Source organism: Pandoraea terrae (assembly GCF_902459695.1).
In the GTDB taxonomy this organism is placed as follows: domain Bacteria; phylum Pseudomonadota; class Gammaproteobacteria; order Burkholderiales; family Burkholderiaceae; genus Pandoraea; species Pandoraea terrae.
Map to the genome: position 1 here is coordinate 103,620 of NZ_CABPRZ010000007.1, position 15,352 is coordinate 118,971.

Genomic DNA, 15,352 nt, shown 5'->3' on the forward strand with positions numbered 1-15,352 from the left:
TCACGCGCTCAAGCGCGCGTGAGCACTGCCTGCAGGAATTCACGCGTGCGCGCTTCCTTCGGCGCCGTGAATATCTGTGCCGGCGGGCCCGCCTCGATGATGCGGCCCTGATCCATCACGACCACCACATCGGCCACTTCGCGGGCGAAGCCCATTTCGTGCGTCACGACCAGCATCGTCATGCCGTCGTTCGCGAGCGCCTTCATCACCTGCAGCACTTCGCCGACCAGCTCCGGATCGAGCGCCGAGGTCGGCTCGTCGAACAACATCACCTGCGGCTTCATCGCCAGCGCGCGCGCAATCGCCACTCGCTGCTTCTGGCCGCCCGACAGCGTACCGGGGAACACGTCCGCCTTCGCCGCAAGACCAACCTTGGCGAGCAGATCACGCGCCAGTTTCTCCGCGTCGGCGTGCTTGACGCCGCGCAGCTTGCGGGGTGCCAGCGTCACGTTATCCAGCACCGTCAGATGCGGGAACAGATTGAACGACTGAAACACCATGCCCACTTCCGTGCGCAGATGGTTCAGCGCCGACTCACCCATCATCTTGCCGTGGTCGACCAACTTCTTGCCGACGATTTCGATCGTGCCCTGCTCGGCCGTTTCCAGACCGTTGCAGCAGCGCAGGAACGTACTCTTGCCCGATCCGCTCGGACCGATCACGACCACGACCTGCTTCGGGGCGACTTCGAAATCGATACCCTTCAACACCTGGTGGCTGCCATAGGCCTTGCCCAGGTTTTCGATTTTCAGGATGGCGTTATTGTTACTCATTGCACGGCACCTCCGGCACGCAGCGTCTTCTCGGCGCGTTGCAGCAGAAGCGTCGTGGCACCCGTCAGAATCAGATAAACAAAAGCGATCGCCAGATAAACTTCCAGCGAGCGGTACGACACGCTGATGATCTTCTGGCCCTCATGCATCACGTCGTGAATCGTCAGGAGCGACACCAGCGCCGAGTTCTTGATCAACGCGATGAACTCGTTGCCAAGCGGCGGGATCATGCGCACGATCGCCTGCGGCAGGATCACCGAACGCATCGCCTGCCCGTAGGGCATGCCGAGCGAACGCGCCGCTTCCATCTGTCCGCGCTCGATCGACTGAATCGCGCCGCGTACGATTTCCGACACGTACGCGCCGCTGTAGATGCCCAGACCAAGCACGCCGCACAAGAACGCCGGCAGCAGGATATTGAACTGCGGCAGGCCGAAGAACAGGATGAACAGCTGCACGAGCAGCGGCGTGCCGCGAATGAATGTCACGTACGCCGTGCAAATGTTATAGCGGATGCGGTGTGCCGGGTTCAGGCGGCCCATGCCGACCAGCAATCCCAGCACGCAGCCCAGCGCCAGTGCGCACGCCGTCACCTCGACGGTGACGAGCGCCCCGGCCGCCAGATCCTGCCAGCCGGTCCAGACCGGCGAAAAATCGAGTTCCATGCGTGCTCCGTCAGATTCACTACACCTTCAACAACAAACGGTCAGGGCTTACTTGCCCGAACCAAAGTACTTCGACACCAGTGCGGCGTAGGTGCCGTCGGCACGCACCTTTTCCAGCGCCTGATTCATGGCGTTGGTCAGGGCGGCCTCGTCCTTGCGCACGGCAAAACCATAGCGCTCGACCGTGAGGGTCTTCTCCAGCACCTTCACGCCAGGGCGCGCGTTGGCGTACAGCACGGCGGCGGGCTTGCCCGTCACGGCGGCGTCGGCGCGGCCGATTTCCACCAGATTGAACATTTCCTGGTTCTTTTCGACTTCCAGGCGCTCAACCTTCGGATAGTTGTCCTTCAGGAACGACACCGACTTCGTGCCGACCTGCACCGAGACCTTCTTGCCGTTCAGATCGGCCGGTTCCTTGATGCTGGTGTTGTCCGCCTTGACCATGATGGCCAGGCCGCCGGTGTAGTACGGGTGCGTGAACGCCACGACCTTCAGGCGTTCGTCGGTGATGTAGATCGCCGAGGCGGCGACGTCGAAGCGCTTCGAGATCAGGCCGGGAATCAGGCCCTTGAAATCGATGTCAGTCCATTCGACCTTGCGGCCCATGGCTTTGGCGATCGCTTCGATCAGTTCCACGTCGAAGCCGGTGCGCTTGCCGTTCTCGACATATTCGAACGGCTTGAAGGTGGCGTCGGTCGCGACACGCAACACGTCGTCAGCGGCGAAAACCTTGCTCGAGCAAGTCACGGCCAAAGCCAGGGTGAACAGGATGTGACGCAGTTTCATTCTGGTGCTCCTCTCTTGTATTGCCGGTTAAAAGTATTGCAATCGGTTGGAAATTCGTTCGGCTGCCGCCACGGTCAGGCGAATCAGATCTTCGTGGCGCTGCGCCACGCGAACGGCCGGCGCCATCAGGGTGATGGTGCCTTCCAGGCGCTCCTTGGCGGCGAACACGGGCGCGGACACGCCCCATACGCCGAAATCGACTTCGCTCTCGGACACCGCATAACGCTGCTTGCGGATTTCCTCGATCTGCATGGACAAACGCTCCTGCGCCGCCGGCTGCCCGGAAAGCTGGCGCACGATCAGCGCATCGCGCGTGGCTTGCGGCAGGAACGACAGCAGCGCCTTCGCGGACGCGCCGTGCACCAGCGGATGGGCACGGCCCTTCGCAAACGAACAACGCAGCGACTGTTCCGACTCGTGCATGTCGAGGCAGACGGCCTGGCCGTTGGCCGCAACGAGCAACCCGACAGTTTCGCCGGTGCGTTGCACCAGCGCCTCGATCTCTTCACGCGCCTGCAGGACGAGGTGAGAATTGTGATCGAATCCCCACGCGAGCTGCACGCCGACCGGTCCCGGTTCGTACAGCGCCTCGTGGGCATGCTCCTGCACCAGGCCCCACTTCTTCAGCGGGACGAGATGACGATAAACGGTAGACAGGGGCAAGCCCGTTTGCCCAGCGATTTCGCGCGCGGCAATCGGGCGGCCATGACGCGCAACGGTGACCAACACCTGTAGAACGCGTTCGCTGACCGAATTGGCTTCGGTGGTCTCCATCGGCTTTCAAAAACACTCGAAAATTGCTTGAGGATCGACGGCCGATACCCGTCGATGGCGTGATGGGCGCTATCTTGCGATGCAATTCCCAAATTCAAAAATCAATTTCTCATACTGCGGGAATAAAAAAAGGAAACCGGCGTAGGTATTTTCCCTAGGCCGGCTTGGGATTTCACGCGCTTTTCATGGCAAACCCTTTATGCAGCGCGGGTTTTGCGTTAGCGCGGGGGCGTGTCCGATGGTGCAGGTGACGCGCCGTCCGTCGCACCTGATAACCACGCCGTGAGAATCGATTTCTGCACTTTACCGAGTGCGTTTTTGGGCAATGCGTCGAGGAGGATGACCCGCCGGGGCAACTTGAAGCGGGCGATTCGGCTGGCCAGAAATGAAAGTATCTCATCCGCAGCAGGCGTGTGCCCGGGCGCCGGAACGACGGCCGCGACAGGCACTTCGCCCCAACGCTCGTCGGGCAGACCGACAATCGCCGCCTCCGCCACGCCCGGACAATCGGCGAGCACGTTTTCGATTTCGGCCGGATAGATGTTCTCGCCGCCCGAGATGATCATGTCCTTGCTGCGGCCTACGACCTCGAAGCAGCCGTCCGCGCGGCGCCGGGCAAGATCGCCGGATCGGAACCAGCCGCCGGTAAGCGACGGATGATCAGGCACCCGCCAGTATCCGATCATGACGTTCGGCGCGCGCACCGTAATCTCGCCGACTTCGCCGTCGGGGGTATCGCCGCCGTCGGCACGAAGCAATCGGACGCTGACGCCGGGACAGGCCACGCCGACGGTGCCGGGATGGCGTTGCGCCTCGCCGAGCCGCAAGGCGATCGACACCGGGCCGGTTTCCGTCGCGCCATAGACCTGGCCGAGCGGAATGCCGCGCGCATGGAACGCATCGATGGCCGACACCGGCACCACGGATGACCCGGCCATCACGCCACGCAGCGACGACAAGTCGGTCGTGCCCCACGCCGGATGCAGCAGCACGGCCCGCAGCGTCGCAGGCACCATCAGCGACAGGGTCGGGCGCCGCGCCGCGACGTCGGCCAGCCACGCCGACGGGTCGAACCGCGGATGCAGCGTCACCGAGGCGCCGCAAAGCAACGCGGGCAGCGTCTGGATGCACAGACCGCCGACGTGGAACAGCGGCAACGCGGACAGCACGTGATCGTTCGCCGTCATGTCGTGCGCCCACCAGCTCGCCTCGGCATTCGCGAGCAACCCCGCCTGCGTGTGCAGCGCGCCCTTCGGCTCGCCCGTTGTGCCTGACGTATAGGCCAGCAGCACGGGTGCGTCGGCGGGCAATTCGGGATACGTGACCGATTTCTCGGACGGCGCGGAAATCAACGTTTCGATCGGCGCGATGACGACGTTGTCGCCGAGCGCCGCGCGAATCTGCCGTGCCGTCTCACGGTGCGATGCGTCGAAGAACAGCACGCGCACGCCTGCATGCCCGAGGATCGCAGCCAGTTCCGGCACCGCGAGGCGAAAATTCAACGGCAGCAGAATCGCGCCCGTGCGTGCGCAGGCGAACAGCAGCGAGAGTTGCAGTTCGTCGTTGAAACCGAGACACGCCACGCGATCGCCGGGCGACACCCCCCATGTGGCACGCAGATGGCCGCCGACCCGCGCAATGCGCCGCCACAATCCGGCAAAATCGATCGCGCGCGGCAACGTGTCGATGGGCGCGCCGAAGCCGCTGCGCAACGCGAGCTTGCGCGGCGTCTCGCCCGCGTGCCGCGCAAGCGCTTCGACAAACGGCGTGAACCGGCCGTGAAGCGGGCGGTGAAGCGGGCCGTGAAGCAGACCGTGGCTCACGTGTCCCCGGGTCATTCGTCTGTCTCGCCGGGTTCATACAGCGCTTCACGGCCGATACGATCGAGGCACAACTCCGCCGTCCACGGCAGCATCAGCGCGCCACAGCGCGAGTCGCGGTACATGCGTTCGAGCGGCAACGTCTTGAGCATCGACTGGCCGCCGCATGTCCGGATCGCGAGGCGGCACATCTCGTTGGCATTTTCCATGATCGTGTACTGGGCGGCATAGGCGCGCAGACGCGCGTCCCGGCCCGGATCGACGCGCCCGTCGGACACCGCGCGCAGGAACAGCGCACGCGTCTGCTCGAGCATGATGTGCATTTGCGCGACGGCAATCTGCTTGGTCGGATACATGCGGCGCTTGACCGGCGCGCCCATGCCTTCGGCCTCGCCGCGCAGATACTTGACCGTGAAATCGTATGCGGCTTGCGCGACGCCCATATAAGTCGGCGCCAGCGTCATGAACATGTGCGGCCAACGGCTCGCCGCCTGGAAATAGACGCCGCGCGGCATCAATTGCAGTTCGTCCGCAACGAATACGTCCTTGAACAGCAATGTGCGCGAGACCGTGCCGCGCATGCCCAGCGGATCCCAATCGCCCGTGACGGTAACGCCGGGCGCATCGCCCGGCACGGCGATATAGAACGTATCGCGCATGCCGGCCCCGGGCTTGTCTTCCGTGCACAGGACGCCGTAATAGTTGGCCGCACCCGATAGCGACGCGAAGATCTTGCGGCCGTTGATGCGCCAGCCGCCTTCGACTTTCGTCGCGGTGGTACCGAACGGGGCCTTGCCTGCCGCCGCCGCGCTGCCCTCGGAGAACGGCTGCGCATAGACGGCGCCGTCCTTTACCACGCGCTCGAAATGATGTTCGCGATACCGCTGATGCTCGGTGCGTTGCTCGGGCGTCATGTCGAGATCGTCCGCCAGGATGCCGGTCCACATCATCGAACAGGTGTGCATGTTGTACGTGAGCGCGGTCGCGCCGCAATGGCGGCCGAGCTCGGCCGACACCATCATGTAGGTTGCGAAGTCCGCGCCCAGGCCGCCGTACGCTTCGGGAATACAAAGCTTCAACAGGCCCGCGGCGCGCATGTCATCGTAGTTTTCAAACGGAAACGCGGCTTCGCGGTCCCAACGCGCAGCGCGCGGCGCGAGCGATTCACGCCCGACCTGTTCTGCCAGCGCGAGCAGCCTGCGCTGCTTGTCCGTCAATGGGAAATGTTCACCAACGATCGAGGGGGGCTGGTAGGCCACGGCTGTCTCCTTCCGGGTGCTGCTTTGTTGTTGAAATCGATCGCGTCAGGCGAGCCGGCGCGACAGAAAATCGAGGACGGCGGCGTCAAACGCGCCCGCGTGCGAGAGGTTCATCAAATGTCCCGCACCCGGCAGGCAGAGGTACTCCGCATCCGGCAGCTTGTCGCGCATCTTCGCCATCACCGGCGCCGGCGCATTCGTATCGTGCTCGCCCGCCACAAGAAGCACCGGCACGTCCATGCGCGGCAGCGCCGCGCGCTGATCGAAGCCGACGAGCGCTTCCAATGCGTCGCGGTACGCTTGTTGCGGCACGGCGGCCATGGCATCCACGGCGATCACCGCAGCCCGCGCGCGTGTTCCCGGCGGCATCTCGCCCAGCATCTTCGGCACGATCGATTCTGCCACCTCACGCATCGTCTTGCCCGCATCGAGCGGCGCCGTGCGCGCCTGCACGAACGCGCGCTGGAAGTCGCCGTCGGCGCGGCCGAAAGCCGGCGAGGTCCCGCACAGTACCACTGCACCGATACCGGCGGGGTCGGCCGCCATCAGTTCCTGCGCGACCATGCCCCCCATGCTGTGGCCGATCAGCACGCAACGCGGTGCGCGAAGCGCGTCGAGCATGCGGCGCAACGCGCCTGCCAGCGTGGCCATCGTGCAAGGCGCGATGGGGGCGCTCTGCCCATATCCCGGCATGTCCCATGCCGCGACGCGATAACCGGCGCGCACGAACGTGTCGAACTGCGCCGCCCAGACATTGCGGTTGCCGCCAATGCCGTGCAGCAGTACCAGCGTGACCGGCCCTTCGCCCTCGATGCGGCAGGCAGGCAGCGGCGCGCTCATGCGAGGTCTCCCTGCAGCACGCCCGCGTCCACGACCACGTCGCCGTCCAACGCGACAGTGCAGCCGCGCAAGGGCAGATCGAAATGGCCGAGCGTATGACGCCCGGCGACTTCGTTCGCGCCCGTCGAATAAAGAAAGTTACCGGCAAAAGCGCGCTGCTCGGTGCCGTTGCAGTCGCGCTTGTCGTAGCACGCCATGGCATCCCAGCGCGCGCGCAGATTCATGCCGAAGCCGACGTGCGAGACGGCGTACGCTTCGGGGTCGCCCCACGCGGCAAAGTATGTGCGCATGAGGTCGGCATCAACGCCCGCACCGTCGATCGCGGTGACGTAATCGTCCTCGATCGTCAGCGCGATCCGGTCGCGCAGGTATTGTTTGAATGTGAGATTGATGTCGCCCGGCGCCAGCACCAGCGTGCCGTTGACGCTATGGGCGGCCGGAAACGCGAGCGCCAGCCCGCCCGGCCAGTGCGCCACCTGTCCCGGCTTCGCGCACCATCCCCAGACGCCGCCGACGCGCGCGCCGTCGAGCGAGATGCGCAAATCAGTGCCTGCGGCGGAGCTCACCTGCATATGCTTCGCGCCGCGCAGCCGTTTGATGCCGTTGCGCACCTTGGCTTCGAGCGCGGGGTCCGTCGCACAGCGTTCCAGAATTTCGGGATGTTCATTCGAGACCATCAGCACCCGCGCGCCCCCCGCGAGAATCGCCGGCAGTTCGGGCGCGTGCAGCAGGCCTTCCACGGTGCAGTCGACCACAAGCGTCGCGGCCTTGAGCGCGGCCACCACCGGTTCGAGCCGCCCCAGTGCGTCGCTGGCCCCGGTCGAGCGCACGGGGACCGGGGCGCTGACGCGCGCACTGGGCACCACGATGCGAAACGGCCGCGCGCCGAGCGCCTGCAAGGCCAGTTCGGCCAGCTCGACATTGACCGGCCGGGACTGTGTTTCGGCTACAATCGCCACCACGTCGCCGGATCCGACGCCGCAGCGCCGCAGGGTGTCCACGAAAACCTCGATCCACTTATGCTCGATACGTTCGATCAGCATGTCGTCTCCTGAGCGTCAGCCCCTCCGCCTGTTCGGAAATCTTCCGGAATCTCGTCGGTCGCCGCGCATCTTGTCGATCTGTTGTTCGTGCCATAGTATATGAATATTCATACAAATCAACCCGATCAAATTTCCGTGAGGGGACAGTGAACGCAACCCGTGCCGCCACGCCCGACTTCGACAGCGACGCCTTCCGCGCCGCGCTTGGCCAATTTGCGACAGGCGTAACCATTATCACTACGCGCGCCGAGGACGGCGGGCTGATCGGCATTACCGCGAGTTCTTTCAATTCGGTCTCGCTTACCCCGCCGCTGATCCTGTGGAGCCTGGCCACGCGCGCCGGCAGCATGCGGGTCTTCAGGGGCAATTCGCACTACGTGGTCAACGTGCTTGCCGCCAATCAGATTGACCTGTGCAAGCGCTTCGCGACCGTCAAGGGCGACCGTTTCGCCGGCGTCCCTTACACGTTGTCGGCCTCGGGCGTGCCGATCCTCGACGGCGCGCTCGCCTGGTTCGAGTGCCACAACCGCAGCCGGTACGACGAAGGCGATCACGTCATCTTCGTCGGCGAAGTGGAACGTTGCGGGGTGCATCCCGACACGCACATGCAGATGCCGCTGATCTTTCACGCCGGCCGCTTCCACAAACCCCAGTCGCTCGGTTGAACTTGCCATGACACCGGCACCCGCCCCGTTCGTCGATGACTACCTTGCGTATCTGCTCGCGCGCGCGAGTACGCTGGTGTCGAACGAATTCCATCAGGAAGTGGCGGCTGCCGGACTGGCCGTATCGGAATGGCGGCTGCTGGCGACGCTGTCGGACGGACGCGCCCGCACGATCAACGAACTCGCGGCCATCGTGCTGGCGAAACAGCCCACGGTAACCAAGGTCGTCGATCGCCTCGAAGCGGCGGGCTGGGTCGTGCGCAGTGCGAGCGCGCTCGACAAGCGCCAATCGCTTGTGACCTGCACGGATGCCGGGCGCGATTTCGTCGCCCCGTTGCTGGCCAGCGCGAGACGCCACGAAATGCGCGTGCTCGAACGTTTCGGCACGGCGCAATCCACGCAGCTGAAAGCGGCGCTACGCCTTCTGATCGACGAGATGGCGCGCGGCTGACCGCTAGCGCCCCCAGCGCCTGGGTGGCCCGCAACCGCACGGCATCGGCACCGTCCGAATTCGCGCATTCTGCGACCACAATCAAAGTAATTCGCAGATTCCACCGATTTTCCATGAATTTCGACTAATTGATTCGATTTTCAAGCCCTGAAGACCTGCAATACGCAAGCACTTTCGAATTGAATTCTTCTAAGATGCGCATATCGACCACGACTATGCGGCATCTTCGATGAGCACCTCACGCCCTGCCCGTCCCGTCTGGGATATCAGCCCGCCGCTGACGGCCGACACGCCGACGTGGCCGGGCGACACGCCGCTGACCGAAGAAGCCGTCTGGCAGATCGGCCCGGGCTGCCCCGTCAATGTCGGACGCATCACGCTCTCGCCGCACACCGGCGCGCATGCCGATGCGCCGCGCCACTATGACGAAGACGGCGCGTGTATCGGCGAAGTCGATCTCGACACCTATCTTGGTCCGTGCCGCGTCATCCATTGCGTGGGGGCCTCGCCGGTGGTCACGCCCGCGATGGTGGCGCCGTACCTTCAGGGCGTGCCGTCGCGTGTGCTTCTGCGGACTTATGACAACGCACCGGTCGCGCACTGGGACAGCGCGTTTTGCGCCGTCGCGCCCGAGACGATCGATCTGCTCGCCGCGCACGGCGTGCGGCTCATCGGCATCGACACGCCGTCACTCGATCCGCAGGACAGCAAGACAATGGATGCGCACTATCGCGTGCGTGCGCATCGCATGGCCATTCTCGAGGGCCTGGTGCTCGACGCGATCGACGCTGCCGACTTCGAACTGATCGCCCTGCCGCTGAAGTTCATGCGGCTCGACGCCAGTCCTGTGCGCGCTGTACTACGCGCGCTGTGACGCCCCAATTCCTTTTTGACGATCCCCCAAACCGAACCGATCATGACGTTAAACCGCAACGACTGTCTGGCCCGCGACACGGCCGATCCGCTGGCGCCCCTGCGCGACCAGTTCGCGCTTCCCGAAGGCGTGATCTATCTCGACGGCAACTCGCTCGGCGCACAGCCGAAGGCCGCGGCGCAGCGCGCCCGGGAGGTCATCCTCGGCGAATGGGGCACGGGTCTCATCCGCAGCTGGAACGACGCCGACTGGTTCACGCTGCCGCGCCGCCTCGGCGATGCGCTGGCGCCGTGGATCGGTGCCGGCGCTGGTGAAGTGGTCGTGACAGACACCACGTCGATCAATCTGTTCAAGGTCCTTGCCGCCGCACTGCATGCCCAGCGTCAGGTGTCGCCGCAACGCAAGATCATCGTCTCGGAACGCAGCAATTTCCCGACCGATCTGTATATCGCCCAAGGCCTTGCGCACCTGCTCGACGACGGCTACGCGCTGCGCCTGATCGACACCCCCGAGGACCTGCCGGGCGCACTGGGCGACGACGTGGCCATCGTCATGCTCACGCACGTGAACTACCGTTCGGGCGCGATGTACGACATGACCGCGCGCACCGAGGAAATTCACGCGAGCGGCGCGCTCGCGATCTGGGACCTGTGCCACTCCGCCGGCGCGGTGCCGGTCGACCTCAATGGCGCGAACGCTGACTATGCCGTCGGCTGCACGTACAAATACCTGAACGGGGGCCCGGGCTCGCCGGCATTCGTGTGGGTCAACAAACGTCACCAGGACACGTTCCGCCAACCGCTGTCGGGCTGGTGGGGTCACCGCACGCCATTCGCCATGCAGCCGGAATACACGCCGGACAACGGCATCGGCCGCTACCTGTGCGGCACGCAACCGATGGTCTCGCTGTCGTTGGTGCAATGCGGCCTGGACATCTTCGCGCAAACGACGATGGACGCCCTGCGCGCCAAGTCGCTGGCCCTGACGGACCTGTTCATCGAGCTGGTCGAATCGCGTTGCGCGGCGTTCCCTCTGACGCTGGTCACGCCGCGCGATCACGCGGTGCGCGGCAGCCAGGTAAGCTTCGAGCATCCGGAAGGTTTCGCCGTGATCCAGGCGCTGATCGCGCGCGGCATCATCGGCGACTATCGCGAGCCGCACATCATGCGCTTCGGTTTCACGCCACTGTACACGAGCTTCGCGGACGTCTGGGATTCGGTCGAAGCCCTGCGCGACGTGCTGGCGACGAAGGGCTGGGACAAGCCCGAATTCCACCGCCGCGGCGCGGTGACCTGATCGGCACCGAGGTCACGCATTACAGGAAAGACATCATGACGACCCCCTCCAACCCCAACGCCGGCGGCTGCCCGTTCGGACACGGCAACCCGGACACCGCGCCCGCACAGGGCCCGGCCGCTACACCCGGCGCATCCGCGCAATGGCACGATGCCCAGCTCGACTTCTCGGAAAGCATGAGCTACGGCGACTACCTGTCGCTCGATCCGATCCTGAACGCGCAGCATCCGCGCTCGACGGATCATAACGAGATGCTGTTCATCATCCAGCATCAGACGAGCGAGTTGTGGATGAAACTCGCGCTGTTCGAATTGCATGCCGCGCGCGACGCCGTGCGCGCCGACGCACTCCCGCCGGCATTCAAGATGCTGGCGCGCGTGTCGCGCATCCTCGAACAATTGGTGCAGGCATGGAGCGTGCTGGCAACGATGACGCCGTCCGAGTACTCGGCCATGCGGCCGTCGCTCGGCAGCTCGTCGGGCTTCCAGTCGTATCAGTACCGTATTCTGGAATTCATGCTCGGCAACAAGAACGCGGCGATGCTGGGGCCGCACGCGCATCGCCCCGACCTCTATGCAAAGGTCGAGACAGCGTTACACGAACCGTCGTTCTACGATGAAGTCGTGCATCTCCTGTCACGCCGGGGCTTCGCCATCGATCCGGCCCGCCTGGCGCGCGACTGGACGCAACCCACGCCGCACGACGCAAGTGTGGAGGCGGCGTGGCTCGAGGTGTACCGCAATCCGTCGGAACACTGGGAGCTGTACGAAATGGCCGAAGAGCTCGTCGACCTTGAGGACGCGTTCCGTCAATGGCGCTTCCGCCATGTCACGACCGTCGAGCGCATCATCGGCTTCAAACAGGGCACCGGCGGCACCAGCGGCGCGCCGTATCTGCGCAAGATGCTCGATGTCGTGCTGTTCCCGGAACTGTGGCACGTACGCACCCTGCTCTGAGCGCTCGCCTCAGGGCCCGTTCACGCTAACCCTGCCCCGAGAGACGCGCCGCCAATGCCTTCAGGCGCGGCGCGATCTCCTCGCGGAACTTCGTTTCGCTGACCGACGACGCCGGGCCGCTGCAGCTGATCGCCAGCCAGCGATTCTGGCGAACATCGCGCAGCGGCACCGCCACCGCGTTGACCCCTTCGTGCCACTCGCGAAACGAATAGCAGCAACCTTCGCGGCGGTACGTCTCGATCCCCTTTTCCACGCCGGCGGCCAAGGCCGGCCAGTCGCCCGCATGCTGCGCCCGCAACGCGGCTAGCGTCGCCTCGCGCTCGGGCGGCGTGAGTACGGCAAGATATACGCGCCCCATCGAACTGGTCAGCATCGACAGGCGCGAGCCGGACGTCAGCCCCAACGTCAACGCCGCGTCGCTGCGCATCGTCTCCAGGTACATCATGTCGAGACCTTCCCGGCATCCCAGCGAAATCGAGCAGCCCATCTCGCGCGCCAACGCGCGCATGTGCGGCCGGGCAATCGTCAGCATGTCGGCACCGGAGAGGAATGCGTAGCCGAGCGCCAGCACGCCCGCGTCGAGCGCGTATTTGCCAAGCTCGGCGTCGTAACGGAGATAGCCGAGTTCCGTCAGCGTGTAGGCGAGCCGGCTGATCGTCGCCTTCGGCAAACCGGTGCGCGCGGCGAGATCGCGATTGCCAAGCATGGCGTCGTCCGGACGGAACGCACGGAGCAGCTCCAGTCCACGGGCCAGCGCCGTCACGAACTTGCGCTCGTCATGCGACGGGGGAACGCCATGGGCAAATGCCTCACCGGCGGCGGGTAACAACGGCTTACTGACAGACATCGGCACACTCCGGGTTGCGGTTTCCGCCGGCCGCAAACCTTTCTCGATTTGCCCCATTGCCCGGCGAAAAACTTTAGTGTTAAACTAACTTCGATTTCAGAACATTGTTCCGCATTGCGGAACATTCGTCAAGCCGAACGATGCCGCGGGCTTCGTGCCCGGCGCAACAAAGCAACCCTGGAGGAATGGTCATGGCTGGCAATGCAAAATTTCATTGGGAAGATCCGCTGTTGCTCGACGCGCAGCTCACGAGCGAGGAGCGCATGATCCGCGACGCGTCGGCGGCTTACGCCACCGACAAGCTGGCGCCGCGCGTGCTCGAAGCGTTCCGTCACGAGAAGACCGACGCCGCGATCTTTCGCGAAATGGGCGAGATCGGCCTGCTCGGCCCGACCATTCCGGAGGAATACGGCGGTCCGGGCCTGAACTATGTCAGCTACGGGCTGATTGCGCGTGAAGTCGAACGGGTCGATTCGGGCTACCGCTCGATGATGTCGGTGCAGTCGTCGCTGGTGATGGTGCCGATTTACGAGTTCGGCACCGAAGCGCAGAAGCAGAAGTATCTGCCGAAGCTGGCGAGCGGCGAATGGATCGGCTGCTTCGGTTTGACGGAACCGAATCATGGCTCCGACCCGGCCGGCATGACGACGCGCGCCAAGCGCGTGCCGGGCGGCTTCGAGCTTTCGGGCGCCAAGATGTGGATCACGAATTCGCCGATCGCCGACGTGTTTGTCGTATGGGGCAAGCTCGCCGACGACGAAGGCCGCGAACAAATCCGCGGCTTCATCCTCGAGAAGGGCTGGAAAGGCCTGTCGGCCCCCGCGATTCACGGCAAGGTCGGCCTGCGCGCCTCGATTACCGGCGAGATCGTCATGGACCAGGTGTTTGTGCCGGAAGAGAACCTCATGCCGAAGGTGTCCGGCCTGAAGGGACCGTTCACCTGCCTGAACTCCGCACGCTACGGCATCGCCTGGGGCGCCCTCGGCGCCGCCGAATCCTGCTGGCACACGGCACGCCAATACGTGCTCGACCGCCAGCAGTTCGGGCGTCCGCTGGCCGCGAACCAACTGATCCAGAAGAAGCTGGCCGACATGCAGACGGAGATCACGCTCGGCCTGCAAGGCTGCCTGCGTCTGGGCCGCATGAAGGATGAAGGCACGGCGGCCGTGGAGATCACGTCGATCATGAAGCGCAATTCGTGCGGCAAGGCACTCGACGTGGCGCGTCTGGCGCGCGACATGCTTGGCGGCAACGGCATCTCCGACGAATTCGGCGTCGCCCGCCATCTGGTCAACCTCGAAGTGGTCAACACGTACGAGGGCACGCACGACATCCACGCCCTGATCCTGGGCCGTGCGCAAACGGGCATCCAGGCGTTCTTCTGATCGCCAGGGTACGCCGGGACCGGGCCTGGGGCCTGATGCCGGCGTGTTCGAGCATGGGTGATGTCGTCGTCGTGGGTGGCATCGCCCGATGCGCAGACGTTTTATGCGCAGACGCTTTTCGTCGCCGCTGGCCGCATGTTGCGGGCCGTCAATCCCCCTCGGATACGAAAACGTCCACACGAAACGTCAAATAAAAAAGCCAGCCCCCACGAGGGGCTGGCCCAATCGGCGCACGGTCTTGCGCCGGAATACCGATAATCGCCGGGCTGCCTGGCTTACTTGTTCGGTTGCGGCGTCAGACGCAGATACGGACGAACCGCCTTGTAGCCCTTCGGGAATTTCTGCTTCAGCACTTCCTCGTCCTTCAGCGACGGCACGATCACGACATCGTCACCATCTTTCCAGTTGCCCGGCGTGGCGACCGAGTAATTGTCGGTCAGCTGCAGCGAGTCGATGACGCGCAGGATCTCGTCAAAGTTACGGCCCGTCGAAGCGGGGTACGTAATCGTCAGGCGCACCTTCTTGTTCGGATCGATCACGAACAGCGAGCGCACCGTGAAGGTTTCGCTGGCGTTCGGGTGGATCATGTCATACAAGTCGGAAACCTTACGATCCTTGTCTGCCAGAATCGGGAAGTTCACCGACGTATTCTGCGTTTCGTTGATGTCGTTGATCCAGCCTTTGTGCGATTCGACGTCGTCGACCGACAGTGCGATGGCCTTCACATTACGCTTTTCGAACTCACCCTTGAGCTTGGCGGTCAAACCCAGCTCGGTCGTGCACACCGGCGTGTAATCGGCCGGATGCGAGAACAGCACGCCCCAGCTGTCGCCCAGGAACTGGTGGAAGCTGATGCGGCCGATCGACGAATCCTGTTCGAAATCGGGAGCGATGTCACCCAAGCGCAAAGTCATTTAC

The 15,352-nt window shown here is 64.3% G+C and carries 16 protein-coding genes; 6 read left to right on the top strand and 10 right to left on the bottom strand.

What is annotated here, in order from left to right:
- Positions 1-8: 8 nt before the first annotated feature.
- From PTE30175_RS10255 to PTE30175_RS10290, 8 genes are all read right to left on the bottom strand, one after another.
- A complete protein-coding gene (locus tag PTE30175_RS10255; RefSeq protein WP_150696961.1) occupies positions 9-773 on the bottom strand; it encodes an amino acid ABC transporter ATP-binding protein in 765 nt (254 codons plus the stop codon).
- A complete protein-coding gene (locus PTE30175_RS10260; protein ID WP_150696962.1) occupies positions 770-1,438 on the bottom strand; it encodes an amino acid ABC transporter permease in 669 nt (222 codons plus the stop codon). Before PTE30175_RS10260 ends, PTE30175_RS10255 begins: the two co-directional genes overlap by 4 nt.
- A gap of 48 nt (positions 1,439-1,486) precedes the next feature.
- Positions 1,487-2,224: a transporter substrate-binding domain-containing protein gene (locus PTE30175_RS10265; RefSeq protein WP_150696963.1), complete on the bottom strand. Its 738-nt coding sequence runs from the start codon at positions 2,222-2,224 to the stop codon at positions 1,487-1,489.
- 27 nt (positions 2,225-2,251) lie between these two features.
- Positions 2,252-2,998 (bottom strand): IclR family transcriptional regulator, encoded by a 747-nt coding sequence (locus PTE30175_RS10270; RefSeq protein ID WP_150696964.1) that lies wholly within the window; start codon positions 2,996-2,998, stop codon positions 2,252-2,254.
- A 218-nt stretch (positions 2,999-3,216) separates the two neighbouring features.
- On the bottom strand, positions 3,217-4,836 hold the full coding sequence (locus PTE30175_RS10275; protein ID WP_150696965.1) for a class I adenylate-forming enzyme family protein: 1,620 nt from the start codon (positions 4,834-4,836) through the stop codon (positions 3,217-3,219).
- Complete coding sequence (locus PTE30175_RS10280) at positions 4,833-6,077, bottom strand: acyl-CoA dehydrogenase family protein (protein ID WP_150696966.1); 1,245 nt, start codon at positions 6,075-6,077, stop codon at positions 4,833-4,835. Before PTE30175_RS10280 ends, PTE30175_RS10275 begins: the two co-directional genes overlap by 4 nt.
- Before the next feature lie 45 nt (positions 6,078-6,122).
- Positions 6,123-6,917, bottom strand: a complete 795-nt coding sequence (locus PTE30175_RS10285) for an alpha/beta fold hydrolase (protein ID WP_150696967.1) — start codon at positions 6,915-6,917, stop codon at positions 6,123-6,125.
- Complete coding sequence (locus PTE30175_RS10290) at positions 6,914-7,960, bottom strand: 2,5-dihydroxypyridine 5,6-dioxygenase NicX family protein (RefSeq protein WP_150696968.1); 1,047 nt, start codon at positions 7,958-7,960, stop codon at positions 6,914-6,916. Before PTE30175_RS10290 ends, PTE30175_RS10285 begins: the two co-directional genes overlap by 4 nt.
- Before the next feature lie 146 nt (positions 7,961-8,106).
- On the opposite strand from PTE30175_RS10290, the gene PTE30175_RS10295 reads away from it, so the two are divergent.
- The 5 genes from PTE30175_RS10295 (at position 8,107) to kynA (ending at position 12,202) form a co-directional block, all read left to right on the top strand.
- Entirely contained in the window at positions 8,107-8,625 is a 519-nt protein-coding gene (locus PTE30175_RS10295; protein WP_150696969.1) for a flavin reductase family protein, read from the top strand.
- A 7-nt stretch (positions 8,626-8,632) separates the two neighbouring features.
- On the top strand, positions 8,633-9,076 hold the full coding sequence (locus PTE30175_RS10300) for a MarR family winged helix-turn-helix transcriptional regulator (protein ID WP_150696970.1): 444 nt from the start codon (positions 8,633-8,635) through the stop codon (positions 9,074-9,076).
- A gap of 229 nt (positions 9,077-9,305) precedes the next feature.
- Entirely contained in the window at positions 9,306-9,950 is a 645-nt protein-coding gene (gene kynB, locus PTE30175_RS10305; RefSeq protein WP_150696971.1) for an arylformamidase, read from the top strand.
- 42 nt (positions 9,951-9,992) lie between these two features.
- Positions 9,993-11,246 carry a kynureninase gene (kynU, locus tag PTE30175_RS10310; RefSeq protein ID WP_150696972.1) on the top strand — a complete coding sequence of 418 codons (1,254 nt, stop codon included), beginning with the start codon at positions 9,993-9,995 and terminating at the stop codon, positions 11,244-11,246.
- 35 nt (positions 11,247-11,281) lie between these two features.
- Positions 11,282-12,202, top strand: coding sequence for a tryptophan 2,3-dioxygenase (kynA, locus tag PTE30175_RS10315; protein ID WP_150696973.1), 921 nt, complete (start codon positions 11,282-11,284; stop codon positions 12,200-12,202).
- Positions 12,203-12,227: 25 nt separating this feature from the next.
- Here kynA and PTE30175_RS10320 read toward each other — a convergent pair whose 3' ends face one another.
- On the bottom strand, positions 12,228-13,049 hold the full coding sequence (locus tag PTE30175_RS10320; protein ID WP_150696974.1) for an IclR family transcriptional regulator: 822 nt from the start codon (positions 13,047-13,049) through the stop codon (positions 12,228-12,230).
- A gap of 191 nt (positions 13,050-13,240) precedes the next feature.
- Between PTE30175_RS10320 and PTE30175_RS10325 the strand changes: the two genes are divergently transcribed.
- Positions 13,241-14,434 carry an acyl-CoA dehydrogenase gene (locus PTE30175_RS10325; protein ID WP_150696975.1) on the top strand — a complete coding sequence of 398 codons (1,194 nt, stop codon included), beginning with the start codon at positions 13,241-13,243 and terminating at the stop codon, positions 14,432-14,434.
- Between the two features lie 275 nt (positions 14,435-14,709).
- Here PTE30175_RS10325 and PTE30175_RS10330 read toward each other — a convergent pair whose 3' ends face one another.
- Positions 14,710-15,348: a peroxiredoxin gene (locus PTE30175_RS10330; RefSeq protein ID WP_150696976.1), complete on the bottom strand. Its 639-nt coding sequence runs from the start codon at positions 15,346-15,348 to the stop codon at positions 14,710-14,712.
- Positions 15,349-15,352 lie beyond the last annotated feature (4 nt).

Excerpts from the sequence above, each read along its gene's own strand:
- kynA (WP_150696973.1), top strand. The coding sequence starts at position 11,282 with ATGACGACCCCCTCCAACCCCAACGCCGGCGGCTGCCCGTTCGGACAC.
- PTE30175_RS10290 (WP_150696968.1), bottom strand. The coding sequence starts at position 7,960 with ATGCTGATCGAACGTATCGAGCATAAGTGGATCGAGGTTTTCGTGGAC.
- kynU (WP_150696972.1), top strand. The coding sequence starts at position 9,993 with ATGACGTTAAACCGCAACGACTGTCTGGCCCGCGACACGGCCGATCCG.
- PTE30175_RS10260 (WP_150696962.1), bottom strand. The coding sequence starts at position 1,438 with ATGGAACTCGATTTTTCGCCGGTCTGGACCGGCTGGCAGGATCTGGCG.
- PTE30175_RS10285 (WP_150696967.1), bottom strand. The coding sequence starts at position 6,917 with ATGAGCGCGCCGCTGCCTGCCTGCCGCATCGAGGGCGAAGGGCCGGTC.
- PTE30175_RS10300 (WP_150696970.1), top strand. The coding sequence starts at position 8,633 with ATGACACCGGCACCCGCCCCGTTCGTCGATGACTACCTTGCGTATCTG.
- PTE30175_RS10330 (WP_150696976.1), bottom strand. The coding sequence starts at position 15,348 with ATGACTTTGCGCTTGGGTGACATCGCTCCCGATTTCGAACAGGATTCG.
- kynB (WP_150696971.1), top strand. The coding sequence starts at position 9,306 with ATGAGCACCTCACGCCCTGCCCGTCCCGTCTGGGATATCAGCCCGCCG.
- PTE30175_RS10275 (WP_150696965.1), bottom strand. The coding sequence starts at position 4,836 with ATGACCCGGGGACACGTGAGCCACGGTCTGCTTCACGGCCCGCTTCAC.
- PTE30175_RS10265 (WP_150696963.1), bottom strand. The coding sequence starts at position 2,224 with ATGAAACTGCGTCACATCCTGTTCACCCTGGCTTTGGCCGTGACTTGC.
- PTE30175_RS10270 (WP_150696964.1), bottom strand. The coding sequence starts at position 2,998 with ATGGAGACCACCGAAGCCAATTCGGTCAGCGAACGCGTTCTACAGGTG.
- PTE30175_RS10255 (WP_150696961.1), bottom strand. The coding sequence starts at position 773 with ATGAGTAACAATAACGCCATCCTGAAAATCGAAAACCTGGGCAAGGCC.
- PTE30175_RS10320 (WP_150696974.1), bottom strand. The coding sequence starts at position 13,049 with ATGTCTGTCAGTAAGCCGTTGTTACCCGCCGCCGGTGAGGCATTTGCC.
- PTE30175_RS10325 (WP_150696975.1), top strand. The coding sequence starts at position 13,241 with ATGGCTGGCAATGCAAAATTTCATTGGGAAGATCCGCTGTTGCTCGAC.